The sequence below is a fragment of the Pseudundibacterium arcticum genome (genome assembly GCF_042646465.1).
In the GTDB taxonomy this organism is placed as follows: domain Bacteria; phylum Pseudomonadota; class Gammaproteobacteria; order Burkholderiales; family Burkholderiaceae_D; genus Undibacterium_A; species Undibacterium_A arcticum.
The window spans coordinates 77,737-103,013 of record NZ_JBHRTP010000024.1 but is presented as its reverse complement, the minus strand read 5'-3'; the positions used below and the strand labels follow the sequence as shown (position 1 = coordinate 103,013).

At 59.8% G+C, this 25,277-nt stretch carries 25 protein-coding genes and 1 pseudogene; 11 read left to right on the top strand and 15 right to left on the bottom strand.

Annotated features, from left to right (window positions below):
• Positions 1–193: 193 nt before the first annotated feature.
• The 3 genes from ACFOFO_RS09120 (at position 194) to ACFOFO_RS09110 (ending at position 3,839) form a co-directional block, all read left to right on the top strand.
• Positions 194–1,279: a BMP family ABC transporter substrate-binding protein gene (locus ACFOFO_RS09120; protein WP_390325899.1), complete on the top strand. Its 1,086-nt coding sequence runs from the start codon at positions 194–196 to the stop codon at positions 1,277–1,279.
• Between the two features lie 743 nt (positions 1,280–2,022).
• Positions 2,023–2,481 carry a RidA family protein gene (locus ACFOFO_RS09115; protein WP_390331400.1) on the top strand — a complete coding sequence of 153 codons (459 nt, stop codon included), beginning with the start codon at positions 2,023–2,025 and terminating at the stop codon, positions 2,479–2,481.
• A 164-nt stretch (positions 2,482–2,645) separates the two neighbouring features.
• A complete protein-coding gene (locus ACFOFO_RS09110; protein ID WP_390331399.1) occupies positions 2,646–3,839 on the top strand; it encodes an aminotransferase-like domain-containing protein in 1,194 nt (397 codons plus the stop codon).
• A gap of 344 nt (positions 3,840–4,183) precedes the next feature.
• Here the strand turns inward: ACFOFO_RS09110 and ACFOFO_RS09105 are convergent, their stop codons facing one another.
• From ACFOFO_RS09105 to ACFOFO_RS09095, 3 genes are read right to left on the bottom strand one after another with little or no spacing between them, the layout of a single operon-like run.
• Positions 4,184–5,113 carry a delta(1)-pyrroline-2-carboxylate reductase family protein gene (locus ACFOFO_RS09105; protein ID WP_390328192.1) on the bottom strand — a complete coding sequence of 310 codons (930 nt, stop codon included), beginning with the start codon at positions 5,111–5,113 and terminating at the stop codon, positions 4,184–4,186.
• A gap of 19 nt (positions 5,114–5,132) precedes the next feature.
• Complete coding sequence (gene lhpH, locus ACFOFO_RS09100) at positions 5,133–6,143, bottom strand: trans-3-hydroxy-L-proline dehydratase (RefSeq protein WP_390325894.1); 1,011 nt, start codon at positions 6,141–6,143, stop codon at positions 5,133–5,135.
• Between the two features lie 39 nt (positions 6,144–6,182).
• Positions 6,183–7,103, bottom strand: coding sequence for a LysR family transcriptional regulator (locus tag ACFOFO_RS09095; protein WP_390325892.1), 921 nt, complete (start codon positions 7,101–7,103; stop codon positions 6,183–6,185).
• A 215-nt stretch (positions 7,104–7,318) separates the two neighbouring features.
• On the opposite strand from ACFOFO_RS09095, the gene ACFOFO_RS09090 reads away from it, so the two are divergent.
• Positions 7,319–7,933, top strand: a complete 615-nt coding sequence (locus tag ACFOFO_RS09090) for an FMN-dependent NADH-azoreductase (RefSeq protein ID WP_390331398.1) — start codon at positions 7,319–7,321, stop codon at positions 7,931–7,933.
• A gap of 76 nt (positions 7,934–8,009) precedes the next feature.
• On the opposite strand, the pseudogene ACFOFO_RS09085 reads toward ACFOFO_RS09090, so the two are convergent.
• Positions 8,010–8,139 (bottom strand): annotated as a pseudogene (locus ACFOFO_RS09085) (LysR family transcriptional regulator); the annotation flags it as partial.
• Positions 8,140–8,261: 122 nt separating this feature from the next.
• Here ACFOFO_RS09085 and ACFOFO_RS09080 point away from each other — a divergent pair.
• From ACFOFO_RS09080 to ACFOFO_RS09070, 3 genes are read left to right on the top strand one after another with little or no spacing between them, the layout of a single operon-like run.
• A complete protein-coding gene (locus tag ACFOFO_RS09080) occupies positions 8,262–8,648 on the top strand; it encodes a DoxX family protein (protein WP_390325890.1) in 387 nt (128 codons plus the stop codon).
• On the top strand, positions 8,645–9,511 hold the full coding sequence (locus ACFOFO_RS09075) for a pirin family protein (protein WP_390325889.1): 867 nt from the start codon (positions 8,645–8,647) through the stop codon (positions 9,509–9,511). Before ACFOFO_RS09080 ends, ACFOFO_RS09075 begins: the two co-directional genes overlap by 4 nt.
• Before the next feature lie 7 nt (positions 9,512–9,518).
• The gene (locus ACFOFO_RS09070) at positions 9,519–9,785 is read left to right on the top strand and encodes a hypothetical protein (RefSeq protein WP_390325887.1); all 267 of its coding nucleotides are present in this window, start codon (positions 9,519–9,521) and stop codon (positions 9,783–9,785) included.
• 159 nt (positions 9,786–9,944) lie between these two features.
• Here ACFOFO_RS09070 and parC read toward each other — a convergent pair whose 3' ends face one another.
• From parC to ACFOFO_RS09055, 3 genes are read right to left on the bottom strand one after another with little or no spacing between them, the layout of a single operon-like run.
• On the bottom strand, positions 9,945–12,260 hold the full coding sequence (gene parC, locus ACFOFO_RS09065) for a DNA topoisomerase IV subunit A (RefSeq protein ID WP_390325885.1): 2,316 nt from the start codon (positions 12,258–12,260) through the stop codon (positions 9,945–9,947).
• A gap of 39 nt (positions 12,261–12,299) precedes the next feature.
• Positions 12,300–13,085, bottom strand: a complete 786-nt coding sequence (locus tag ACFOFO_RS09060; RefSeq protein WP_390325882.1) for a lytic transglycosylase domain-containing protein — start codon at positions 13,083–13,085, stop codon at positions 12,300–12,302.
• Complete coding sequence (locus ACFOFO_RS09055; protein ID WP_390325880.1) at positions 13,085–15,073, bottom strand: DNA topoisomerase IV subunit B; 1,989 nt, start codon at positions 15,071–15,073, stop codon at positions 13,085–13,087. Before ACFOFO_RS09055 ends, ACFOFO_RS09060 begins: the two co-directional genes overlap by 1 nt.
• A 503-nt stretch (positions 15,074–15,576) precedes the next feature.
• On the opposite strand from ACFOFO_RS09055, the gene ACFOFO_RS09050 reads away from it, so the two are divergent.
• Positions 15,577–16,458 (top strand): response regulator, encoded by an 882-nt coding sequence (locus tag ACFOFO_RS09050; RefSeq protein ID WP_390325878.1) that lies wholly within the window; start codon positions 15,577–15,579, stop codon positions 16,456–16,458.
• A gap of 64 nt (positions 16,459–16,522) precedes the next feature.
• Here ACFOFO_RS09050 and ACFOFO_RS09045 read toward each other — a convergent pair whose 3' ends face one another.
• The 3 genes from ACFOFO_RS09045 to ACFOFO_RS09035 all read right to left on the bottom strand — a co-directional run bounded on the left by ACFOFO_RS09045 (position 16,523) and on the right by ACFOFO_RS09035 (position 19,378).
• Positions 16,523–17,692 carry a vWA domain-containing protein gene (locus tag ACFOFO_RS09045; RefSeq protein ID WP_390325876.1) on the bottom strand — a complete coding sequence of 390 codons (1,170 nt, stop codon included), beginning with the start codon at positions 17,690–17,692 and terminating at the stop codon, positions 16,523–16,525.
• A 135-nt stretch (positions 17,693–17,827) separates the two neighbouring features.
• Complete coding sequence (locus ACFOFO_RS09040) at positions 17,828–18,415, bottom strand: GNAT family N-acetyltransferase (protein WP_390325874.1); 588 nt, start codon at positions 18,413–18,415, stop codon at positions 17,828–17,830.
• 99 nt (positions 18,416–18,514) lie between these two features.
• On the bottom strand, positions 18,515–19,378 hold the full coding sequence (locus ACFOFO_RS09035; RefSeq protein WP_390331397.1) for an AAA family ATPase: 864 nt from the start codon (positions 19,376–19,378) through the stop codon (positions 18,515–18,517).
• A 313-nt stretch (positions 19,379–19,691) separates the two neighbouring features.
• On the opposite strand from ACFOFO_RS09035, the gene ACFOFO_RS09030 reads away from it, so the two are divergent.
• On the top strand, positions 19,692–20,024 hold the full coding sequence (locus tag ACFOFO_RS09030; RefSeq protein ID WP_390331458.1) for a c-type cytochrome: 333 nt from the start codon (positions 19,692–19,694) through the stop codon (positions 20,022–20,024).
• 12 nt (positions 20,025–20,036) lie between these two features.
• A complete protein-coding gene (locus tag ACFOFO_RS09025; RefSeq protein WP_390325870.1) occupies positions 20,037–20,390 on the top strand; it encodes a c-type cytochrome in 354 nt (117 codons plus the stop codon).
• Between the two features lie 114 nt (positions 20,391–20,504).
• Here ACFOFO_RS09025 and ACFOFO_RS09020 read toward each other — a convergent pair whose 3' ends face one another.
• Positions 20,505–20,930 (bottom strand): DUF1841 family protein, encoded by a 426-nt coding sequence (locus tag ACFOFO_RS09020; RefSeq protein ID WP_390328189.1) that lies wholly within the window; start codon positions 20,928–20,930, stop codon positions 20,505–20,507.
• Positions 20,931–21,041: 111 nt separating this feature from the next.
• Here ACFOFO_RS09020 and ACFOFO_RS09015 point away from each other — a divergent pair, with 111 nt between their 5' ends.
• A complete protein-coding gene (locus ACFOFO_RS09015; RefSeq protein ID WP_390331396.1) occupies positions 21,042–21,623 on the top strand; it encodes a malonic semialdehyde reductase in 582 nt (193 codons plus the stop codon).
• Positions 21,624–21,653: 30 nt separating this feature from the next.
• Here the strand turns inward: ACFOFO_RS09015 and ACFOFO_RS09010 are convergent, their stop codons facing one another.
• The 4 genes from ACFOFO_RS09010 to ACFOFO_RS08995 form a co-directional block, all read right to left on the bottom strand.
• Positions 21,654–22,346, bottom strand: coding sequence for a VIT1/CCC1 transporter family protein (locus ACFOFO_RS09010; protein WP_390325867.1), 693 nt, complete (start codon positions 22,344–22,346; stop codon positions 21,654–21,656).
• Complete coding sequence (nth, locus tag ACFOFO_RS09005; protein ID WP_390325865.1) at positions 22,346–22,993, bottom strand: endonuclease III; 648 nt, start codon at positions 22,991–22,993, stop codon at positions 22,346–22,348. The genes ACFOFO_RS09010 and nth overlap by 1 nt, the downstream gene beginning before the upstream one ends.
• Complete coding sequence (gene rsxB / locus ACFOFO_RS09000) at positions 22,993–23,736, bottom strand: electron transport complex subunit RsxB (RefSeq protein WP_390325863.1); 744 nt, start codon at positions 23,734–23,736, stop codon at positions 22,993–22,995. Before rsxB ends, nth begins: the two co-directional genes overlap by 1 nt.
• A gap of 93 nt (positions 23,737–23,829) precedes the next feature.
• Positions 23,830–25,065, bottom strand: coding sequence for a polyhydroxyalkanoate depolymerase (locus ACFOFO_RS08995; protein ID WP_390331395.1), 1,236 nt, complete (start codon positions 25,063–25,065; stop codon positions 23,830–23,832).
• Positions 25,066–25,277: the final 212 nt, after the last annotated feature.

Genomic DNA, 25,277 nt, shown 5'->3' with positions numbered 1-25,277 from the left:
CCGCGCTGACGCTGCAGGTTTAACATAGATTGGCTTGTTCGATCGGTTCAAGGCTGCCGCCTTGTGCTGTGAAGCTGTGAGTGACTTGGATCGGGTTGCCTGGCCGTTGGCATCCATAATCTGCCGCTTATCCCACGCGGCGTATTGCTCGGTCCATTTTTATGCGAGTGGGAGTTACACGTAGAGGAAAATAATGTCTAAAAACATCATGCGCGATGCTTTATATGCAATCAGTTTGCTGCCTGCTATCGCAATGTCCCCGGTAGCATCTGCTGCAGAGCCGCTGGGTGTTGGTTTCGTCTATGTTAGTCCGATCGGTGAAGCCGGTTGGACTACGCAACACGATATCGGTCGCAAAGAAATGGTCAAGCATTTCGGCGACAAGATTAAAACCAAGGTGGTCGAAGACGTGCCTGAAGGCGCCGATGCCGAGCGCGTGATCCGAGACTTGGCACAGCAAGGCAACAAGCTGATCATCACGACTTCGTTCGGCTACATGAACCCGACCCTGAAAGTCGCGAAACAGTTTCCTGACGTCAAATTCATTCATTTGACGGGATACAAAACGGCCCCTAACGTCGCCAATGCGAATGCCCGTTTCTACGAAGGCCGTTACCTGGCTGGCGTGTTGGCTGCGAAGATGAGCAAAGGCAATGTGGCTGGTTACGTTGCAGCATTCCCGATTCCGGAAGTGCTGCAAGGGATTAATGCCTTCACGCTGGGTATGCGCAGCGTGAATCCGAAAGCCGAAGTCAAGGTAATTTGGGTCAACAGCTGGTACGATCCAGGCAAGGAACGCGATGCCGCGTTGACGCTGATGGGCCAGGGCGCAGAAGTGGTGACCAACCACACCGATTCCACCGCGATTGTGCAAGCGGCACAAGAAAAGGGTAAATACGCGATTGCCTACCACTCGGACATGAAAAAATTCGGTCCCAAGGCACAGCTTGCTTCAGTCACGCATCACTGGGGCGATTACTACATCAAGCAAACGCAGGCTGTATTGGACAACAAATGGAAGCCAACCAGCGTCTGGGGCGGGATCAAAGACGGCATGGTTTCGCTAGACAACTATGGCCCATCGGTGCCGAACGACGTCAAAGTGTTTGTCCAGGGCAAAGAAGCGGAAATCGTCGCTGGAAAATTGATGCCATTTACCGCGCCAGTGAAGGATAACGAAGGCAAAGTCCGCCTCGAAAAAGGTCCGATGACTGACGAAGCATTGAACAAAATGGACTATTACGTCGAAGGTGTGGCTGGCAAATTGCCTTCCAAGTGATCGAAGTAAAACACGATACTTGACATAAAAGCATTGACGTCGTGTTGGGCAACTGCATAAGTTGCTGATGTTGTAGAAGGTGCCGCGTGGCCTGAGGGCTCATGCGCACATCCAAACTGCATCGAAGGTGTTCGGGAGTTCGCCGTTGGCGGCCTCCCGAATACCGCTCTACGGTATCAAGCAGCGGACGCGCATATTTCAGCGGTTGACAGCGCGTGTTGCATTCGTCCTGTAATTCATCCTGTTGTTCATTCATCCTGCTGTGTCCTTATCTTCGTTGCGCTAGCTTTGCTTCCAAAAAGCAATTGCACATAGCAATTAAATGCAGCGTGTTCCCGTGTGCTTGGCTTGTTTTTGGTCCCGGATTGTTGTGCCGGGCTGATTGGGCTCGTCTCAGAAAATGGAACACAAAGTACGTTAAACCGGCGCCGCGCTGATCACCGGAGAATCTCTGGAAATGAGGAACATCCTGGTCTCGCGCTGGCGGTCGTCGCGGTGGTGGCAAACGGGCGGCGGATTGCAATCCGGCGCAGGTCGACATCGCTGCTTGACAAAAAAGGATCCATCTTTCACATGGCCGGAACGCTCAATTGCCATTCTGCTGGGTGTCAAAGGTCTTCTCAAGTCGTACAATATGCAATTGGTCCAAAGTTTTGTTTTTTTGCAAAACTGCTCGATTCCGGTAACCAACAACAAAGTTGCACCCAATGTATCGCCATTACGGCATTTTTTCTGGATATCCCATGTCTTTTTACGAAAAACTCGAAGCGCTCAATATCGAACTGCCCGCCGTGCCGGCGCCGGCCGCCGCCTACGTGATGTACGCGCAGACCGGCAACACCGTGTTCCTGTCCGGCCACATCGCCAAGAAGGATGGCAAGGTCTGGGTCGGCCAGTTGGGCAAGAACATCACGACAGAAGAAGGCAAGGCAGCGGCACGTTCGGTCGCGGTCGACCTGATCGCGACCCTGCAGGCAGCCTGCGGTGGCGACCTGAATCGCATCAAGCGTATCGTCAAGGTGATGAGCCTGGTCAATTCGACCGGCGACTTCACCGAGCAGCATCTGGTCACCAACGGTGCATCCGAACTGCTCGGCGAAATCTTCGGCGACGCCGGCAAGCATGCACGTTCGGCTTTCGGCGTCGCGCAGATCCCGATGGGCGGCTGCGTCGAGATCGAATTGATCGCCGAAATAGCCTGAGCGTCGCGTGACAGCAATTAATTGACGGCAATTGATGCACAAGAAGTAATGAAGTAATGAACAAAACTGAAGGCGGCATTTACCCAATGCCGTTCTTTTTAACGGTGGCCACAAGCGGCCCGATTCCAGTGTTTGACCAAGCGACTAAGAGGCAAGAGAACAGCATGAAAATTGAAAATCCATCCCCGATCCAGTGGCATTTTGCGCAGCGCGCTGAGCAGCTCCAAAGTTCGTTCATCCGTGAAATCCTGAAGATCACCCAGCGTCCGGAAGTCATTTCGTTTGCCGGCGGCCTGCCGTCGCCCGCGACTTTCCCGGTCGAGCAGATGAAGGCCGCGTTCGACCAGGTGCTGACGCTGCAAGGCAAGGTCGCGTTGCAATACGGCCCGACCGATGGTTACGGTCCGCTGCGCGAATGGATTGCCAATTCCTTGTCGACCGGCGGCGTCAAAATTATGCCGGAACAGGTCTTGATGACGTCGGGTTCGCAACAGGCGCTGGATCTGCTGGGCAAGGTGCTGATCGATGAAGGCAGTCGCGTGCTGGTTGAGACGCCGAGCTATCTGGGTGCCCTGCAGGCGTTTTCGGTGTACCGGCCAGAGTTCGTCTCGGTCGATACCGACGATGATGGCCTGGTACCGCAATCGGTCGCCACGGTCGCCGAGGGTGCGCGCATGCTGTATGCATTACCGAATTTCCAGAACCCGACCGGCCGCAGCCTGTCCATCGCGCGCCGCGTCGAACTGGTCGAAACCTGCGCCCGCCTTGGCCTGCCGTTGATCGAGGACGATCCATACGGCGCGCTCAGCTACCGCGGCGCTCCGGCGCCGAAGATGCTGGCGATGAATCCGGCCGGCGTGATTTACATGGGTTCGTTCTCCAAGGTGCTGACGCCGGGCATCCGCCTCGGTTACGTGGTGGCACCGCTGCCGCTGCTGCGCCGGCTGGAACTGGCCAAGCAGGCCGCTGATCTGCACACCGCGCAACTGACGCAAATGGTGGTGTATCAGGTGATCAAGGACGGCTTCCTCGACACCCATATCCCGACCATCAGCGCGCTGTACGGCAACCAGTGTCAGGTCATGCTGGACGCGATGGCGGAGCATTTCCCGGCATCGGTCAGCTGGACCAAGCCGGAAGGCGGCATGTTCATCTGGGTCACGCTGCCCAAGCACATCGACAGCATGAAACTGCTGGATGAAGCGCTGGCGCAACACGTCGCCTTCGTACCGGGCGCACCGTTCTACGCGAACGCGCCGGAATCGAACACGCTGCGCCTGAGTTTTGTGACGGTGCCGCCGGAGAAAATCCGCGAAGGGATCGCCAAGCTCGGCAAATTGCTGGCAACCAAGGTGTAAACAACGGCGCTGGGCGCGCACTTGCAAGCGCATGAAAAAAGGCGGGAATCTTCGGATTCCCGCCTTTTTTCACACTAATGTAGAGTATATCGAATAAGTCCGCAATTTATATGCGGAGATAGCCATCTCCATAAGGAGTATATCGCCGATCAATTAGACGCGGGCCATATGCACTGATAGGATGGGTGCAACCCATCTCTCGAGTTCGATGGGCGATGGGTTGCACCTATCCCACGGCGACCGCGCTGTAACATTTTTTCATAACGGTTGGAGTATGTTGAAAAATGCCGCCGTTTAATTGCGGTAATCATCCATCGTGATTGGAGTATCTGTTCCGCCGAGAGTCAGCGCAAGCCTAACGCCGCCACCGCGACGCGCGCCGCGGCCAGATCCCACGCCGCCTGGCCGACCGTTTTAAACACCGGCAGGATCCCGGCACCGGTCGGCGGTGGCTGATCCAGCATCGCGGCCAAGTCGCGCACCTGCGACCAGTCGATGCCGGCCTGGATTAAGTCGCCGGCCTCATGCTGCGCACCGGCCAGATCATCGACCACGATCTGCCGACTGTGCAGCAATGCTGCCGGAAATTCCACCATGTCCGGCTTGAATGCGCCGACGCCGACCGCCAGCGTGTCGGGTGCGATGTGCGCCGGAATCACTGCGGTCTTAGAGGTGGTCAGCGCGATCACGACGTCGGTCGCCGGCAGATCGGTGGCCAGCGTCGCCATCGCCAGCGCCGTCGCGCCGCAGTGCGGATGGCGCAGGCGCAGCGCGTCGCAAAATTGCTGCGCCTTGCCGATGTCACGCGCCGCGCTCCAGAACTGGGTCACGCCAAAGAATTCAACCAGCGCATCGACATGCGCCGCGGCTTGCGCACCGGTACCGATCAACAGCGCCGACGCCGGTTTGCGCGGCGCCAGCGTCGCGATACCCAGCAGTGTCACGGCGGCGGTGCGGCGCGCGGTGACCGTCGGTCCATCCAGTAGCGCCAGGCGGCGACCGCTGGCGGTATCGAACACCACCACCTCGCCCTGAATCACCGGCAAACCATGTTGTGCATTGTTGGCGTGCACCGTGATGAGCTTGGTGACGCTGATATCGGGACCGAGCGCCGGCATGCTGAGCAGCACGCTGGCCTGATCGATCGGCACCACCTGCCGCTCCGGCGCGCGGATCTGACCGCTGGCCAGTTCGCGCGCGGCCTGCGCGATCGCCGGCACCAGGTTTGCGTAGGGCAGGGCCTGCGCGGTTTGCATCGGATCGAGAATGTGCATCGTCATCGTAAAAAGAAACTCATCGTAAAAAGAAACCGGTGGGAAATGGGTCCGAGTGTTCCAGCAGCCACTGGTTCATCCCCATGATATGGGCGCTGCCGGTCACTTCGGTCAGCGCGGCATCGAAGTCGCCGACCCGCGCCGGCGCGGTCACGCGCACCGAGAAACTGCTGCCGACGATGCTGCCGTTGACATACGGCTGGCCCAGGCCCAGCTTGCCGCGCAAAAACAATTGTGCGGCACGGCCCGAGGTTCCGGTGCCGGTCGGCGAGCGATCGACTTCGCGATCCGCGAAAATGCAGACGTTGGACTGGTCCACACCGGCAACATTCGGCGCGCTGTCGATGATGGTGCCGTACAGCTGGTCCAGCCCCGGCTCCAGCGGATGCTGGATCTGGACCTTGGCCTGCACCGCCGCCTTGGTCTCGGCACCCAGCTGGATCAGCGCGCGCACCAGCTCCGGCTTGACGCTCAGTTGCGCCTGATCGGCATTGATGTAGTAATAGAACGCGCCGCCAAACACGATGTCGCCGACGATCTTGCCGAAGCTTGGCGTGTCCACTTCCAGGTCGCGCAGGTAGATGAAGGCCGGCACGTTGTTGAAGCGCACCTGGCCGACGCGGCTGCCATCCCACTCGACATGGGCTTCGATGAATCCGGCCGGCGTGTCGAAACCGATGCGCGTGCTGGGGCTGCGGCGCTCAACATGGCCCAGTTCCACCAGCACCTTGCCGAGCGCGATAATGCCGTGGCCGCACATGTCGCTGTAGCCTTCGTTGTGGATGAAGACGACGCCAAAATCGGCGTCCGGCGTGGTCGGCGGCAACAGGTAGGCGCCATACATGTCGGCGTGGCCGCGCGGCTCGTTCATCAGGAACTGCCGCACATCGTCACGGTTGGCTCTGAGCCACGCGCGCTTTTCCAGGATAGTGGTACCGGGCACCGGCGGCAATCCAGACATCAGGATGCGCAGGGGTTCGCCGCCGGTGTGGGCGTCGATGGTGTGTATCGTGCGGCTCAGATTGAGCATGTTGCGATCCTCCGGTCTGGCTTCAGGTAGCCACAAACTTTACCGCGTTTTCTCGCAACCGGTTGCCACCAATCCGTGGTCCTGTATTTTTGCTATCGTGAAATCGATGAATGCGCTCACTGCGCGCGGCAGCTGCTTGCGGCTGAGGTAAACAAAGTGGATGCCTTGACCATGGAGCGCATACTCCGGCAGTACCTCCTTCAATCGTCCCGCATGCAGGTAGGGTGCCGCCATCATCGTCGGCAGCAGGGCGATGCCCAGATTCGCGAGCGTGGCGTTAAGCAGGACTTGCGCGGTGTTGGCGCTGAAACGGCCCGCGACCTTGACCTCTACCGCGCCGTCCGGGCCATCCAGCGTCCACGACACCCGCCCGGACTGTTTCGGGAAAGTGATGCAATCATGCTCCTCCAAATCCGCCAGTGTGGCCGGCACTCCGCGTGCCGCCAGGTAGGCCGTGCTCGCCACCAGCGTGGCGCGGCTCGTCCCAATTTGTCGCGCGACCAAATTCGGTTCAAGGATCTTGCCGCCCCGGAATGCGAGGTCGATGCCTTCGCCAATCAAGTCCGCTCGGGCGTCGCTCAACAGGAATTCGATGCGAACTTGCGGATGTGCGGCGAGAAATTCAGCGATCCAGTCCATGGGAAACCAATTGAAAAAATCGGCGGGCGCGGCGACGCGCAGCGTGCCGATCGTTAGCTGATTGCCATCGGCGAGTTCCTGTGATGCCTGGGCCAATGATTCGACCTGCTCGGCGCACCGTTCATACAGTGTGCGTCCTGCATCCGTGAGCGATAGCTTGCGCGTCGAGCGCTGCATCAGGCGTACGCCCACGCTCCGTTCCAATTCCTGAATACGCCGACTTGCGGTATTGGGCGGGACACCCAGGCGCCGCGCCGCTTCGGCGAAGCTGCCCGCGCGTATCACTTGAACAAATAGTGCAAGGTCATTCAAGTCCATCATTCTATTCGTCCATTTTTGGATTAGTTAAATACGATTCTACCATCTAGTAGTCTTATCCGACTTTGCCTACACTGCCTCCGTGCATATCTCATTCCATTTTTCCGATATTTCAAGGACCTTCTCATTACCAAGATCGGGAGTGCCAATTAAGGCTGCTGCATGCGTTTTATGCCGCTGGTCCTTGCTTTTATCCACTTTTTAAGGAAATCAATATCATGGCAAAAATTCTTCACATCAACAGCAGCGTCCGCAATCAAGGTTCCCTCTCACGTCAATTGACCGGCGAGTTCCTGGCCAAATGGAAAGCCGCCAACCCATCCGATATCGTTATCGAGCGCGATCTGGCCTCCAACCCGGTACCGCACCTGACCGAGCAAATGATGGGCGCATTCTTCACGCCGGCAGAACAACGCACACCTGAACAAGCGCAAACCGTGCTGATATCCGATGTACTGGTGGACGAACTGCTCGCGGCCGATGTCATCGTGATTGGCGCACCGATGTACAACTTTTCGGTCAGCTCCACATTGAAGGCCTGGATCGACCACATCGCGCGCGCCGGACGTACATTCAACTACGGTGAAACCGGTGCTGTCGGCCTGGTCACCGGCAAGAAAGTATTTATCGTCACCGCAACCGGCGGCGTGTATAGCGAAGGCCCCTCGAAAGCGTACGATTTCCTCGGCACTTATTTGCGCAGCGTGCTCGGCTTCCTGGGCATGACCGATATCACTTTCGTTCAGGCTGAAGGCCTGGCGATGGGCGAAGCGGCAGTTGCCGATACGCTCGCGAAGAGCCGCACGGCATTGAATGAATTGCTGGCTGCGTAATAACTTGTAGTGGAAGTTTGTCGTATGAAAATGCGGCATCCCCAGGATGCTGCATTTTCGTTTGATCGCCGTATGCTGCGTCCGTAAGCGTTAGCTTGCGCGTCGAGCGCTGCATCAGGCGTAGGCCCAGGCGACCGAGCCGCTGCGGCGAAGCTGCCTGCGCGTATCACCTGAACAAACAGTGCCACGTCATTCAAGTCCATCATTTTATTAATCCATATATGGATGAGTTAAGTACTATTGTTCCATTTAATAGCATTATCTGACTTTGCATACACTATCCAACGACATCTCCCATTCCACTTTTCCCTATTCAAAGGAGCCTTCCATGGCCTTGTCCACGACTACACACCATCGCATCATCTGGGCGTTACGCCTGCTTTTGGCGCTGGCCTTCGGCGCTGCCGGGGCTGCCAAGCTCGCCGGCGTTCCGCAAATGGTCCAGATCTTCGAACATATTGGCATCGGTCAATGGTTTCGCGACGTTACCGGCCTGGTCGAGATCACCGGTGCGGTGCTTTTGCTCGTACCAGTCACAAGCTTCTTCGGCGGTTTGCTGCTTGCCGTGACCATGGTCTTCGGCGTCGCAACGCATCTGCTGGTGATTGGCGGCAGCCCTGTGCCTGCCATCGTACTGGCTCTTCTCTCCGGCTTTGTCGCCTATCGCCTGCGGCCGACCGTTGGGGTTGTGGTAAGCGCGGGAGCAACAAGGTGAGCGCGTTGACCGGTACTTTTTCCGCGTTGGCCAGTGCAGGCGGGCCCGCGCGCCGCATCGTGCAGCGCACCCGCGGGCATCGCCATGGGCCGGTCACGCGTCTGATGAGTCCGGCTGACTTGGGGCAATTGCTCAAGCCCTTCATTTTCCTGGACCTGTTCGATTCAGAGGGGGCATCTCAGGGCGGCTTTGGTTTGCATCCGCATTCGGGCATCGCGACGCTCACCTGGATCACGCAGGGTGGCGTGAGCTACGAAGACACGTCCGGTGAAACCGGCGTGGTGATGCAGGGCGGCCTGGAATGGATGGTGGCCGGCGGCGGCGCCTGGCATGGCGGCGGGTGGGCCGGTGCTGAGGCACCTGCGCGGGGCTTCCAGCTTTGGGTGGCATTGCCGCCCGCGCTTGAGCAAAGCACGGCGGCCAGCACCTATCTTGCTCCCGAATCCATACCGCGTGAAGGGCCGGCCAGAGTGCTGCTAGGCCACTATGGCGCCGCCAGCAGTGCGATCGTGGCGCCGTCGTCAATGAACTACCTTGCGCTACGGTTGAAGGCCGGCGAGCGCTGGCGCTATCAGCCGCCTGCAGGGCACACCGTCGCCTGGGTTGCAATTAGTGACGGCGGGTTGCACACGCCGGACAGCTTGCGGGCCGGAGAGCTTGCCATTTTTGAAGAATCGAATGGCGAGATCGACTTCCACGCCGAAGTCGACACTGAATTCGTGCTGGGCTCTGCCGTCAAGCATCCGCACGATTTAGTGATGGGCACCTACTCGGTCCATACCAGCATCGAGGCATTGCATGAGGGCGAGGCTCGGATTCAACAGATCGGCAAGCGCCTGCGTGACGAGGGTCGGCTGCGCTGAAATCGGCGTGGATGGGTTCAGCCTCGCAGCCGCGACCGCCACCGACATCTGGGACATCGGCGGCGTGCCGCTGTCGCAGTTGGACCCGGCGACCGTGATGACGGCCGACAGCCTGGTCGATGCAGCATTGTCCGGCTTTGACCAGGGCGAAGCGATCACGCTGCCGTCGGTGGAAGACGGCCAGCTGTGGGCCGACTACGACGCCGCGCGCATGAAGCTGATGGCCGCCACCCAAACCGGCAAGCCTGCCTCGCGCTACCTGTCCGCGAAATAAGCGGACGCCGCACGCGCCTGGCACTCTGCGCGTGTGGCCTCGAATGCGAACCCGACTTTTCAAATGCAAGCCCTTACACCCAGTCAGGTATCCACAAACTTTACGGCGTTCCCGCGAAACCGGTGGCCAACCACCATGTTTGCCGATCGACGCGATCGCCTACTTCAATGCAGTCAGCGTGAGCGGTTTCAATTTCGATTCCAGCAACTTGCCCTTGCGCGCGCGTTTGCCGATGTGGATCGCGAGACCGCTGGCCGACAGGCTGACGTCCTGCGCCTTGCCGCCGCGTCCGATGCCTGACACCAGCACGCCGCGTTGGCTGATCGGCTGCGCCGCCAGCAGCTTCTCGTGCGGCTCCAGGTCGATCAGCGTCACACCGCGGCCGCCACTGGCCAGCGGCTTGATTTCGTCGAGCCCGAATACCAGCAAGCGGCCCTTTTCCGACAAGCAGGCCAGCGCACTGGCGCCGGCATCGACGAGGCGCGGCGCCAGCGGTTCGGCACCGTCGTCAAGGGTGACAAACGACTTGCCGGCCTTGTTGCGACTGACCATGTCGCCGGCCCTGGCGGTAAAGCCATAGCCGGCGTTCGACGCCAGCAGCAGCGTGGTGTCCGGGCTGCCGGCAAAATAATGTTGCACCCGGCTGCCGCTGGTCAGTTCCACCAGCGTCGTGATCGGCACGCCGTCGCCGCGCGCACCGGGCAGGGCGGCGACGGCGACCGTGTAAATCCGGCCGTTGGTGCCGAATACCAGCAGGTTGTCGACGGTGCGGGATTCAAATGTGCCGTATAGCGCGTCGCCCGCCTTGAAGGTGAACTGCTCGATGTCGTGGCCGTGGCCGGTGCGGGCCCGGACCCAACCTTTTTGCGAGATCACGACCGTCACCGGCTCGTCGATCACCTTCTGCTCGACCGTGGCTCTTTGCGCTTCTTCGATCAGGGTGCGGCGCGCATCGCCAAATTGTTTATCGTCGGCCTCGATCTCCTTGATGATCGACTTCCGCATCGAGTTCGGATTGTCGAGCAGGTCGTGCAGTGTCGCTTTTTCCTTGCGCAGCTCGGCCAGTTCCTGCTGGATCTTGATGGTTTCCAGTCGGGCCAGCTGGCGCAACCGGATTTCCAGGATGTCTTCGGCCTGCCGGTCCGACAGCTTGAACGCCGCCATCAGCGCCGCCTTCGGTTCGTCCGATTCGCGAATGATCTTGATGACCTTGTCGATATTGAGCAGCACCGCCTCGCGACCTTCGAGGATGTGGATGCGGTCATCGACCTTGTTCAGCCGGAATTGGGTGCGGCGGGTGACGGTGACAAAGCGGAATGCGATCCACTCGCGCAGGATGTCGCCCAGCGCCTTCTGGCGCGGACGGCCGTCGCCGCCGATCATCACCAGGTTGATCGACGCGCTGGTTTCCAGCGAGGTATGCGCCAGCAGCATGTGCATGAATTCGGCCGGATCCTGGTTCTTCGATTTCGGCTCGAACACCAGCCGCACCGGGGCTTCGCGGCCGGACTCGTCGCGGATCGTGTCGAGCGAAGCCAGGATCACCTGCTTCAGGGACAGCTGTTCGGCCGACAGTGCTTTCTTGCCGAGCTTGATCTTCGGGTTGGTCAGCTCCTCGATTTCTTCCAGTACTTTCTGCGACGAGGTGCCGGGCGGCAATTCGGTCACCACGATCTGCCATTGGCCGCGCGCCAGTTCCTCGGTCTTCCAGCGCGCCCGCACCTTCATGCTGCCGCGGCCGCTCGCGTACATCTCCGCAATCGCCGCCGCCGGCGTGATGATCTGGCCGCCGCCGGGGAAGTCGGGGCCGGGGATCATCGCCATCAACTCGGCATGGCTCAGTGTCGGATGGCGGATCAGCGCGACCGCGGCCTGCGCCACTTCGCGCAGGTTGTGCGACGGGATTTCGGTTGCCAGGCCAACGGCGATGCCGGATGCACCGTTCAGCAGCACCATCGGCAGCCGTGCCGGCAACAGCTTCGGCTCTTCGGTCGAGCCGTCGTAATTGGGCTGGAAATCGACCGTGCCCTGGCCGATTTCATCGAGCAGCAGCCTGGCGATCGGCGTCAGGCGCGCCTCGGTATAGCGCATCGCCGCCGCGCCGTCGCCGTCGCGCGAGCCGAAATTGCCCTGGCCGTCGATCAGCGGGTAACGCAGCGAAAAGTCCTGCGCCATCCGCACCAGCGCGTCGTACACCGACTGATCACCGTGCGGATGCAGTTTGCCGAGCACGTCGCCGACCACGGCCGCCGATTTGCGCGGCTTGGCGCTGGCATTCAAGCCCAGCTCGTTCATCGCATACAGGATGCGGCGCTGCACCGGTTTCTGGCCGTCGCAGACATCGGGCAGGGCGCGCCCCTTGACCACCGAGATCGCATAGTCGAGATAGGCGCGCTCGGCAAAGGTCGCCAGCGTCAGCGCCTCGTCGTCGTTCGGTTGCGGGGCAGGGTCAAAGAGATTGGCTTGTTCGGACATGGATTCTGATTGGTTGGGCGCGGGGGTGGTCCGCGTGGTTTATTGTTGTTGGGTGCCGCTGACGGCGGACGGCATGTTGCGCCGGCCAGGGATCGTCATATGGATGCGTTTCGGACTGTCGGAGGCGCCGGCCTGGTCGGTCGGCGCCTTACGTATCTGATAGATCTGATAAAACTGGGAAACCAAGCGCACGTAGTTGCGCGTTTCCGGGTATGGCGGAACCTGGTTCTTGTATTTTTGCACCGCACCTTCGCCCGCGTTATAGGACGCGATCATCAGCTCCTGCTTGCTCGGAAACAGCTGTTGCAAGTCGCGCAGGTAACGTGCCGCCAGCCGGATATTGGTCTTGGGATCGCTCAGCTTCTGTTCGATGCTGTGCTTGCGGTCGGCCTGCACGCCATAACGTTCGGCGGTGGCCGGCATCACTTGCATCAAGCCGATGGCGCCTTTCGGCGACACCGCCAGCGGGTCGAAACCCGATTCGGCCGCCATGATCGCCTTCAGCAACGCCGGTTCCAGCGCAAAATCGCTGGCCGCCTGGTTCAGTATCTTGTCAAATCTCTTCAGGTTCGGATGCTGCGACAGATAGCGCATCAGCGGTGTCGTTTGGGCGTCAGTCGCGGCGGCCGGTCCGACCAGCTTCGACGAATCGAAGGCTTGATCGCCGCGCAAAAAAATCTGATATCGCTCGTCGATCTTGACGGTCGAAAAATGCCCGTTGCCCTGTTCGTCGATGTAGCCGTAGACATCGGCCCGTGCACTGCCGGCGCCGAATAATCCGGCCAGGCAGCACAGCAACATCATCGATTTTACAAAACTGCGCATCAAATATCCGCTTCTGCCTCGTTGCCGTGTTCCTCGATCCAGGCCCGCCGCGCCGCCGCCTCGCCCTTGCCCATCAGCATATTGAAGCGGTGTTCCGATGCGGCCCGGTCAAATTCGCCGAGCGCGACCGGCAGCAGGCGCCGGGTGTCGGGATTCATGGTGGTTTCCCACAACTGCTCGGCATTCATTTCGCCCAGACCCTTGAAGCGCGAGATAGCCCAGGCGCCGTCTTTCACACCTTCCTTGCGCAACTTGTCCTCGATCGCGACCAGTTCGCCGTCGTCCAGCGCGTAGATCTTCTGAATCGGCTTCTTGCCGCGCGCCGGGGCATCGACCCGATACAGCGGCGGGCGCGCGATGCAGATGTTGCCATTCGAGATCAGGGCCGGGAAGTGTTTGAAAAACAGCGTCAGCAGCAACACCTGGATGTGCGAGCCGTCAACGTCGGCATCGGACAGGATGCAGATCTTGCCATAGCGCAGGCCGGCCAGATCGAGGCTGTCGTTCGGCCCGTGCGGATCGACCCCGATCGCGACCGCGATGTCGTGGATCTCGTTGTTGGCAAACAGCCGGTCGCGGTCGCTTTCCCACGAATTCAGCACCTTGCCGCGCAGCGGCAGAATCGCCTGGAATTCCTTGTCGCGCCCCATCTTGGCCGAGCCGCCGGCCGAGTCACCCTCGACCAGGAACAGTTCGTTGCGTGCAATGTCGGATGATTCGCAATCGGTCAGTTTGCCCGGCAGCACGGCCACGCCGGACGATTTTTTCTTTTCGACCTTTTGCGCCGACCGTAGCCGCGACTGGGCCTGCCTGATCACCAGTTCGGCCAGCTTCTTGCCGTAATCGACGTGCTGGTTCAGCCACAGTTCCAGCGGCGGTTTGGTGAAGGTCGATACCAGCCGCACCGCGTCGCGCGAGTTCAGGCGCTCCTTGATCTGGCCCTGGAATTGCGGGTCCAGCACCTTGGCCGACAGCACGAACGAGACGCGCGCGAACACGTCTTCCGGCAGCAGCTTGACGCCCTTGGGCAGCAGCGAATGCATCTCGACGAAATTCTTGACTGCGCCGAACAGGCCTTCGCGCAAGCCCGATTCATGGGTGCCGCCGTTCGAGGTCGGGATCAAGTTGACATACGATTCACGTACCACGGCGCCGTCTTCGGTCCACGCGACCACCCAGGCCGCACCTTCGCCTTCGGCGAAGCCGTCGGTGTCGACGCCGGCATACTGCGCGCCTTCGAACAGCGGAATCAGGGTTTCGCCATTGGAGGTCTGCGCCAGCGATTCGGTCAGATAGCCGCGCAGGCCCTGCTCGTATTGCCAGCTCTGGCTGTCACCGGTCTTGGCGTTGATCAGCGTGACCTTGACGCCGGGCAGCAGCACCGCCTTGGATCGCAGCAGCCGCTGCAGTTCCGGCTGCGAGATCGCCGGGCTGTCGAAATATTTCGGATTCGGCCAGGCGGTGACGCGGGTGCCGGACTTCTTGTCATCGCGGCCGATCGGGCGCGACGTCAGCGGCTCGATCACGTCGCCGTTGGCAAACGCCATCTGGTGCACGCGACCCTCGCGCCACACGGCAATCTCCAGCCGCGTTGACAGCGCATTGGTGACCGACACGCCAACCCCATGCAGGCCGCCCGAGAACGCATAGGCGCCGCCGGCGCCCTTGTCGAACTTGCCGCCGGCGTGCAGGCGGGTGAACACGATCTCGACGGTCGGCACCTTTTCTTCCGGATGCAGACCGACCGGAATGCCGCGTCCGTCATCCTCGACGCTGACACTGCCGTCGGCATTCTGCGTGACCACGATGTGCCCGCAATGGCCGCCTAGCGCCTCGTCGGACGCGTTGTCGATGACTTCCTGGATGATATGGAGCGGGTTTTCGGTACGGGTGTACATGCCGGGACGTTGCTTGACGGGCTCCAGCCCTTTCAGGACCCGGATCGAGGCTTCGCTATAGTCGGATGAGGCAGTTTTTTTAGTGGCCATTCAGTTGTTGTGCAAATTCTGTTGTGTTTAGGTTGACTGCGTGTTGGTGACGGGCGCGCAGCATGTTGCCATAGTGCATTATTTCAGTGTGTCCGTCGTGTGTCCGATTCTGTGTGTCCGATTCCGTATCAGCATTTTGTACCAGCATTCTAAATAAATATTCGCGGACTGCCTTCGATGTTTGCACGCGCGCCGCCGGGGGGAGCGCGGTGCTGGCTGTCTACACCGCGCGAGTGGCGCAACTTATTTGCGGAGTTTTGGTGGGTATCGACTCGTCACCTATGGTTTATAACAGGAATTGACTTAGGGATCGATGAGTATAATTTCAGGCGACGGCGTCCATCGCGCCGCGACACGGCGTAAACGGTGCTCGTCATCGGCACCGAACTTTTGGTGACGGCTTTTGGGTCCTCTGCCGTGGCGCAGAACAATAGAACAACAGTGCGATAAAGAATTTGAGCCGTCTTTAACAAAATGCAAGGTAGTTTGCATAAAATGCGAGTATGCAAAATCAAACCATTCCACTTGCCGTGCGGCTGATTGGATTCTCGGCCCACGAAGTCGGGATTTTCGAAGCGACGTTCAAGGTCGAGCGCAGCGCCAGCCATACCTACTTCCATTTGCCGGACGACAGCCTGCAGGATCCCGACGTCTATATCGCCAACGCCGATGAACTGAAGGCGCTGGCGGCGCTGTCCGATGTCGGTCCGAGCGACATCCGGCCGGCGCTGCTGGTAGGCACACCCGAGATTGAGCTGCCTTACGAACGGGTCGAGCGGCCGATCCGCTGGCGCAAGCTGTTCGACGCGCTGGAAAAGCTGATTGACAAACGCGACCAGGTGCTGGCCACGCTCGATGCCTCCGGCGTGGTGCTGGTGCCGGAGCGGCGCCGCACCGATCGTGTCGACCTGGACCTGACCGATCCGGCCGAATACAAGGCCATGCGTCGCCAGCCCAACCGCAGCGGCAATGTGCTGATCATCGACCAGACCCCGGCCTTCCATCAATTTGTGGCGGATATGCTGAGCCGCTATCACGTCACCGTGCATCTGGCCAGCGACGAGGCGGAAGTGATCGAAGCCTGCAAGCTGCGCCGAATTGCGCTGGTGATGATCAATACCTCGGCTGCGGACATGGATCCGTACAAGCTATGCCAGGCGATCAAAAAATATCGCGGCGACAACAGTACCGCAGTGATTTTCCTGCTCGGCAGTGGCGCCGTGCTGGATCAGGAGAAGGCGGTCGGCGTCGATCTGGACGGCTTTCTGAACAAGCCGCTGACTGGCAACCTGCTGTTGTCGACCCTGATGAAGTTCCTGCCGCTGACGCGCCGCGAGCAATCGAAACAAAAAAAAGCGCGTAAGCCCATCGCCAACGTTACGTAGGCCGCCGTCGCGTTGCTGCTGCGGGCCGATGCGGGCAGCGTGCATCGCCTGTTTGTCCGGTGACTTATTTGCTGAGCAAGCGCATCGCCCGCTCCAGCCCCTCTATCGTGACCGGAAACATCCGGTTATTCATGATCTGGCGGATCACCGTGATCGATTGCCGGTATTGCCACAGGCCTTCCGGCTCCGGATTGAGCCAGGCAAATTTCGGGAAGGCGCTGGTGAAGCGTTGCAGCCAGGCGGCGCCGGCTTCCTCGTTGTTGTATTCGACCGAGCCGCCCGGCTGCAATACCTCATACGGGCTCATGGTGGCGTCGCCGACGAAGATCAGCTTGGTGTCCGGCGTGTACTTGCGCAAGATGTCCCAGGTCGCGAAACGTTCCGCATGACGCCGTCGGTTGTGCTTCCACAGATGGTCGTAGACGCAGTTGTGGAAGTAGAAAAATTCCATGTTCTTGAATTCGGTCTTGGCGGCCGAGAACAGTTCCCCGGTGCGCGCGATGTGGTCGTCCATCGAACCGCCGACGTCCAGCAGCATCAACACCTTGATGTTGTTCTTGCGTTCCGGCTGCATCTTGATGTCGAGGTAGCCGGCGTTGTTGGCGGTGGCGCGGATCGTCGCGTCCAGCGCCAGTTCCTCGGCCGCGCCTTCGCGCGCGAACTTGCGCAGCCGCCGCAGCGCGATCTTGATGTTGCGCGTGCCCAGTTCGCGCTCGGCGTCGTAATCCTTGTAGGCGCGTGCCTCCCACACCTTGACCGCGCTGCGGCTGCCGCCCGCGCCGTCGATCCGGATGCCCTCCGGATTGGAGCCGCCATTGCCGAACGGCGAGGTGCCGCCGGTGCCGATCCACTTGCTGCCGCCTTCGTGCCGCTCCTTCTGTTCGTTCAGCAGCTCCTTGAGGCGATCCATCAGCTTGTCGTAGCCGAATTTTTCCAGATCCGCCTTCTGCTCGTCGGTCAGTTCGCGCTGCATGCGCTGGATCAGCCAGTCGAGCGGAATCTCGGCGTTCTTGTCGAACACCGCATCGATGCCCTTGAAATACAGCCCGAAGGCCTTGTCGAACTTGTCGAAATGCGCCTCGTCCTTGACCATCGTGATGCGCGCCAGATAGTAGAAATCGTCGAGCGTGTGGTCGATCACGTTCTTTTGCAGCGCTTCCAGCAGCACCAGGAATTCCTTGATCGACACCGGAATCTTGGCATCTTTCAGAGTGAAGAAGAAATCGATCAGCATGAGGGCACCTCGCTAAATCTACTGCGCGACCCAATCTCGATTCTGTGATGCTCGTCGTACCTTCGTACGACTGCGCTTCTCGACTCAAGCTTGAGCCGCTCGCTACGATTTCCCGAGGCACCCATGATGAATGGCCTAACGATCCAGTTGGTACTGCAGATGGCGCTTGGTAGTCGGCCATTCCGACGCAATGAGCGAAAATACTACGGTGTCGCGCAGCGCGCCGCCGTCCATCAGTTGATGACTGCGCAGGATGCCGTCCTGGCGCGCGCCGAGACGCGCGATGGCCGCGCGCGACTGGTGGTTCATGAAATTGGTGCGGAACTCGACTGCGATGCAATCGAGCGTCTCGAACGCATGCGTCAGCAGCATCAGTTTGCATTCGGTATTGATGCCGCTGCGCTGGGCGCTGGCGGCAGTCCAGGTCGAGCCGATCTCGAGCCGGCGGTTGGGTGCATCGATGTGCATGTAAGTGGTCATGCCGCACAACGCGCCGGTATCGTTGCGGCGGATCGCGAACGCCAGCATGTCGCCGGTGGCCTGGACCTCGAGCCGACGGGCGATCTCGGCGCGCATCTGTTCCGGGGGCGGGATGTGGGTGTACCAGAGCTTCCACAATTCGCCGTCGGCCACCGCGGCCGCGAGGCCGTCATGGTGGTCCATCGATAGCGGTTCAAGCGTCGCGTGACGGCCCTGGAGCGTGGTCGGGGAGGTAAATGACATTTTTTATACTGGGCTGTGTATTTTTTAAGTACGCAATAAATTTCAGCGCGTTAATGGGTATTTTTTCCTATACTCCCCCATTAATCTGCGCGCTAGCGGTCAGCGATTGGCGCGCGACATCAGCATCAGGCGCTCGAACAGATGCACGTCCTGCTCGTTCTTGAGCAGCGCGCCATGCAGTGGCGGCACCACCGTTTTGGCATCGCGGCTGCGCAGCGCTTCGGCCGGAATATCCTCGGCCAGCAGCAGCTTGAGCCAGTCCAGCAATTCCGAGGTGGACGGTTTCTTCTTCAGGCCGGCAACCTCGCGCACCTCGTAGAAGGTCTGCAGCGCTTGCGCCAACAGGTCCTTTTTCAGCGTCGGGAAATGCACGTCGACGATCTGCTGCATGGTGTCCTTGTCGGGGAACTTGATGTAGTGGAAGAAGCAGCGGCGCAGGAAGGCGTCCGGCAATTCCTTCTCGTTATTCGAGGTGATGATCACCAGCGGGCGATGCTTGGCCTGCACGATCTGGCGCGTTTCGTAGACGTAAAACTCCATGCGGTCGAGTTCGCGCAGCAGGTCGTTCGGGAATTCGATGTCGGCCTTGTCGATCTCGTCGATCAGCAGCACCACCGGCTCGTCGGCGGTAAAGGCCTGCCACAACACGCCCTTGACGATGTAGTTGTGGATCTCCTGGACCCGGGCGTCGCCCAGCTGCGAGTCGCGCAACCGCGAGACCGCGTCGTATTCGTACAGACCCTGCTGGGCCTTGGTGGTCGACTTGATATGCCACTGCAACAGCGGCATGTCGAGCGCCTGCGCCACTTCCTCGGCCAGCATGGTCTTGCCGGTGCCGGGTTCGCCCTTGATCAGGAGCGGGCGCTGCAAGGTCAGGGCAGCATTGACCGCCAGTTTCAGATCACTGGTGGCTACGTAAGTCTGCGAGCCCTCAAAACGGGCCGGTCCGGAATCGTGTCGCATGGGTTAGGTCATCGAAAGGAAAAGAGGCTCAAGTATACGCGAGATAGAGTTCTGCCGCGGCGTGCAGGGCAGGGCGCGCGTAGCAGATGGCACCGGAAAATCGGCGCCGACACCATGACAGGGCAATACGGGGCCGGGCGCGCTTGCTTTCGCGCCATGACTCGGCATGGACTGACAGCAAGTCTTGAGGTAAAATCAACGGTTAATAGTGCGTCGCCACAGCTGTTTTTGCATTCTGCCGCGGTCAGTTTTGCGTAAATCATCGCTGGTGGCATCCGTACCTCGTCAGTTTCGCGTTTTATACCCTGCTACCATGAAAAAAATCATCGCACCCTGCGTTGCACTGCTGGCATTTGCCGGTATGGCCAACCTTGCCGCCGCTGCGGATGTTGTCGGCAATGCCAAAGCCGCTGAAAACAAGATCGCCATGTGCGTCGGCTGCCACGCCATCGGCGGTTACAAATCCGCTTTTCCCGAGGTCTACAAGGTGCCGATGATCGGTGGTCAGTCGGAAAAATATATTGAAAATGCGCTGAAGGCCTATAAAAAAGGCGATCGCAATCATCCTTCGATGCGCGGTATAGCGAGCAGCCTGTCGGATCAGGACATAGCCGATGTCGCCGCTTATTATTCGCAGCAGAAATAAGGAGACCCCAATATGAAAAAAATTCTCGCATCGGCGATAGTTCTAGTTTCCTGCGCAGCGTCGTTCGACGCGCTGGCAGGCGGCAATATCGATGCCGGCAAGGCATTGACCGACAAATACAGCTGCGCATCCTGCCATGGCAAGGACTTCGGCACACCGATCGATCCTAGCTATCCGAAGCTGGCCGGCCAGCATCAGGATTATCTGGAGCATGCATTGACCGCCTACCGTCGCGGTGGCTCGGCCGCCAACGGCCGCGCCAACGCGATCATGGCTGGTCAGGCCAAACCACTGTCGGACAAGGACATCCAGGATATCGCCGCCTATCTGCACAGCCTGCCAGGCTCGCTGGTGATGCGCAAATGAATGCAAATAGGTGCACAGCACAATTGCACGCAGAATAAAAAAAGCCACGGATGCCGTGGCTTTTTATACCTTTAAACCGTGTCGGCCGCGGTCGGTTGTTGTCTCCGGCGCGCGTTAGCGGTTGCGCCGGATGCAGTCGAGATAGGTGGCGGCATCGGGCGGCAAGCCGTTGCGTTGCGCGCTCCAGATCATTTCACCCAGACATTCCATCATCCGATGATGCGCCGCATGTTCGTCGCCCAGCCGTTGTGCCAATGACTGACAGGCGGCGCGGATGCCCGGCGGTTGATCGATCGACAGCTGTTCGGCGATCGACAGATGCATCGACAAATGCAGGAACGGATTGCTCTGGCCGTTCTCGACCGAGTAGTCGGCCGCCAGCGCCGCCTCCGGATCGGCCAGTGCATCGGTATATTCCGGATGCTGCACGATCCAGTCGGCCGCAATCGCTTCCAACGGCGTCAGGATTTCATTTGCGCGCTGCTTGCGCGCGGTTTCGCAAAAAAAGCGTCGTACATCTTGCTGGCTGGGATTGAACATCTGGTCGGTCGAATTTGGGAATACCGCATTGTAAATCGTTCGTGGCCCGACCGGACAACACAGCACGGGCGCCAGTAGAATACAGGTCACTTACTTTATCAATGGAATCGCATGTTAAACAATCTGACCCAGGATACGCTGTTCAATAATGCCCGCACTCATAACGCCTGGACCGAGCGGCCGGTGACCGATGCCCAGTTGCGCCACATTTATGACCTGATGAAATGGGGCCCGACCTCGGCCAACTGCGCGCCGGCGCGTATCGTGTTCGTCAAGTCAAAGCAGGAAAAAGAGAAACTGGTGGGATGCATGTCGCCAGGCAATGCCACCAAGACCCGCGCCGCACCGGTGACCGCGATCATCGCGATGGACATGGCGTTTTACGAGAAATTGCCGGTACTGTTTCCGCATGCGGATGCACGATCGTGGTTCGCCGGCAACCAGGCGTTGATCGACGCGACGGCATTTCGCAATTCATCGCTGCAGGGCGGCTACTTCATCGTGGCGGCCCGTGCCGCTGGCCTCGATTGCGGGCCGATGTCCGGTTTCGACGCGGATAAAATCAATGCGGAATTTTTTGCCGGCACGACACTGACGGTCAATTTTGTTTGCAGCCTCGGTTATGGCGACCCGGCACAGCTGTTCCCGCGTTCGCCGCGCCTGGCCTTCGACGAAGCTTGCAGGATTGCTTAAGCCAGCCGGCCCGGCACCCCGTGCCCGCGATCAGGTGATCAGACGCGCGATGATAAACGCGGCGCCGGCCGCCAGCCCGCCGATACTCAGCGTCTGCATCGCGGATTTGACGGCGTCGGTTCCGGTGAAATGGCCTTTCAGATAGCCGAAGGCAACCAGCGCCGTCAGCGTCACCGCAGCCGACATCGCCAGCGCGGTGGCTGGCGTTTTCAGCAGCAGATACGGCGACAGCGGGATCAGTCCGCCGACGATATACGACAGCCCGATGGTCAGCGCGCTTTTCTTGGCGGCCATCGGATTCGGCTCTTCCAGCCCCAGCTCAAATCGCATCATGAAGTCGCGCCACGACTTCGGGTTCCGTTGCAGCGCCGCCAGCAGCGGTGCGCATTCCTGGGCACTGACGCCGTATTGCGCCATGATCTCGACCACTTCGATGCGTTCGCTGTCGGGTACGACGCGGATTTCATGCTCCTCGCGGGCGCGCTCGGCAAAATAATGCTGGCGTTCGGTGCGGGCCGCCAGATAGCCGCCCAGTCCCATCGCGATCGAGCCGGCGGCGATTTCTGCCAGACCGGCGGTGACGACCACGTCCAACCCGACCGCGGCGCCGGTAATGCCGGCCGCCAGCGCGAACGGCACCGTCAGGCCGTCCGCCATGCCAATCACGATATCGCGCACGGTGGCGCTGGCTTCCGAATGTTGTTCCAGGTGCGCTGGCTTCATTACGTTCCCTTCGGCCTGGGCGTCTTGTCCTTGTAATCGCACAGGTCGGCGATCATGCAATTCCAGCACTGCGGTGTGCGCGCCATGCAGGTGTAGCGGCCATGCAGGATCAGCCAGTGATGCGCGTCGTGCCTGAATTCAGCAGGGATCACTTTCAGCAGTTTTTTTTCGACTGCATCGACATCCTTGCCGGGTGCCAGCCCGGTACGGTTCGACACCCGGAAGATATGGGTGTCGACCGCGATGGCCGGCTGGCCGAATGCGGTGTTCAGGATCACGTTGGCGGTCTTGCGGCCGACGCCGGGCAGCGCCTCCAGCGCGTCACGCGTGGGCGGTACTTCGCCACCCTGTTCGGCCAGCAGCATACGGCACATTTCGATCACGTTTTTTGCCTTGGTGCGAAACAGGCCGATGGTCTGGATATACGGGATCAGGCCGTCGACGCCGAGCGCCAATATCGCGGCCGGCGTATTGGCAACCGGGAACAGCTTGCGCATCGCCTTGTTGACCGAGACGTCGGTGGCCTGGGCCGACAGAATCACCGCGACCAGCAGCTCGAACGGGCTGCTGTATTCGAGTTCGGTGGTCGGGTGCGGATTGGCCTGGCGGAAGCGGGTGAAAATTTCGCGGCGCTTGGTCGGATTCATTATTGATTATTCTTTGGCGCTGTTAGATCGTCTTTGAGTTTGGCGGCATCCTGCGCTTCTTTTTTGAGCCGCGCCCGTTCCATTGCTGCCTGGATGATGGCCTTCTTGCGCTCCTGCTCGGCTTTTTGCTCCGGCGTCAGCGCGATCTCGGCATTGGTCGCCTTCAGCTTTTCCAGTGCCTTGGCCGACAGCCGCGCATCGTTTTCATCCCTTTCACGCTGCAGCCGAGCAGCGCGAAAGTCGTGTCGGGCGCGCGCCGCGTCGGCCTGCTGCTGCGACCACGCTGCCCAGCCGGTTGCGTCGCCGGTGGCCGGCACCATCGCGATGCAATCGACCGGGCACGGCGCGACGCACAAATCGCAACCGGTACATGAATCGGCCAGGATAGTGTGCATCTGCTTGGCGGCGCCGATGATCGCATCGACCGGGCAGGCCTGTATGCACAGGGTGCAGCCGATACACAAGGCCTCATCGATCACCGCGACCGGGCGCGGCCGTTCGTGGCCGTTGACCGGATTGATCGGGATTACCTGGCGGCCGAGCAATTGCGCCAGTCGCGCGACTCCTTCGATGCCGCCGGGCGGACATTGATTGATATTGGCCTCACCGCAGGCAATCGCTTCGGCATACGGGCGACAGGCAGGATAGCCACACTTGGTGCACTGCGTTTGTGGCAGCAGGTCTTCGATCTGATCGGCCAGTGATGGCGGCGTGGTGATTGGGGCAGAATGCAGGATTGGCATGGGCCCATTATCGGATTAATTGGCGGCCGCTACAAATGAAAAAGCCGTTGTCCCTGGCGGGAGAACGGCTTTTGCATCAAGCTGGTTGGAAAATCAGGCGTGCGCCTTGATGAATTCGCCGATTTTCGGGCAGATCTCTTCGCGCCAGCGGCGGCCGGAAAAAATGCCGAAATGACCGCATTTCGGCGCGGTGAAATGCTGCTTCATCGATGTCGGAATGGCCGCGCACAGGTCCTGTGCGGCGTGGGTCTGGCCGGAGCCGGAAATATCGTCCAGCGCACCCTCGATGGTGAACAGCGCGACATTCTTGATATCCTGCGGCCGCACCAGTTGGCCTTCCACCTCCCAGGTGCCCATCGGCAGCCGGAATTCCTGGAACACGGTCTTGATCGTGTCCAGATAGTACTCGGCCGGCATGTCGAGCACCGCATTGTATTCATTGTAGAACTGGCGATGTTCTTCGGCCGACGCGTCGTCGCCTTCGATCAGATGCTGGTAAAACTCGCGGTGGCTCTGCGCGTGACGACCCGGATTCATCGCAATGAAGCCGGCATGCTGCAGAAAGCCAGGGTACACCTTGCGGCCGAATGCGGGGAAGTTATGCGGCACGCTGTCGATTACCGTATTTTCAAACCAGGACAAGCTCTTCTCGGTCGCCAGGTCATTGACCTGGGTCGGCGATTTGCGTGGGTCGATCGGGCCGCCCATCATGGTCATGCTTTTCGGCAGCTTGGGATCGTTGGCGGTCGCCATCAGCGCCACCGCAGCCAGCACCGGTACCGTTGGCTGACAGACCGAAATCACATGCAGGTCCGGGCCGAGTTCGCGGATGAACTCCTGTACATAATAGATGTAATCATGCAGATGGAAGGCGCCGTCGGACAGCGGCACCATGCGCGCATCGGTCCAGTCGGTGATGTAGACGTCGTGCTCCGGCAGCAGCGCGCGTACCGTATCGCGCAGCAGTGTCGAGTGATGGCCGGACAGCGGCGCGACCAGCAACACCTTCGGTTGGTGCAACTTGGCCAGGTCTTTGGCACTCAGATCTTTCTTGAAATGCAGTAGCGTGCAGAACGGTTTCTGTACTGTTACCACTTCAGTGATCGTGACCGTCTCGCCATCAACCAGCGTGGTGCCGAGTTCGAATTCCGGCTTCTCGTAATACTTGCCAAGTCGATACATCAATTCGTAGCCGGCCGCAATGCGCTGCGCAAACGGCGCATGCGCGAACGGTGAAACCGGATTGGTAAATAGCGTCGCTGTTGCCTCGGCCCATTGGGTCAGCGGGGTAATCATCGTACGATGCATTTCATGAAAATGGTAAAGCATGGTGACTTCTTCCCTGTATTCCGGGTCCGCCAAGATGGTTTGGCAGATCAACGTTGATGCAAAGTATCATAGACCTGTTTACTGAATTTCTCCGCAACATGTTCACGTTTGGAGACATGATTTACGATTTTCTGTTCATTTGCATTGAGATAACGCTAATCAAATGCAAGTTCTGCAAGATTATTATTGCGGCAGCGATAATAGTCTGCCGC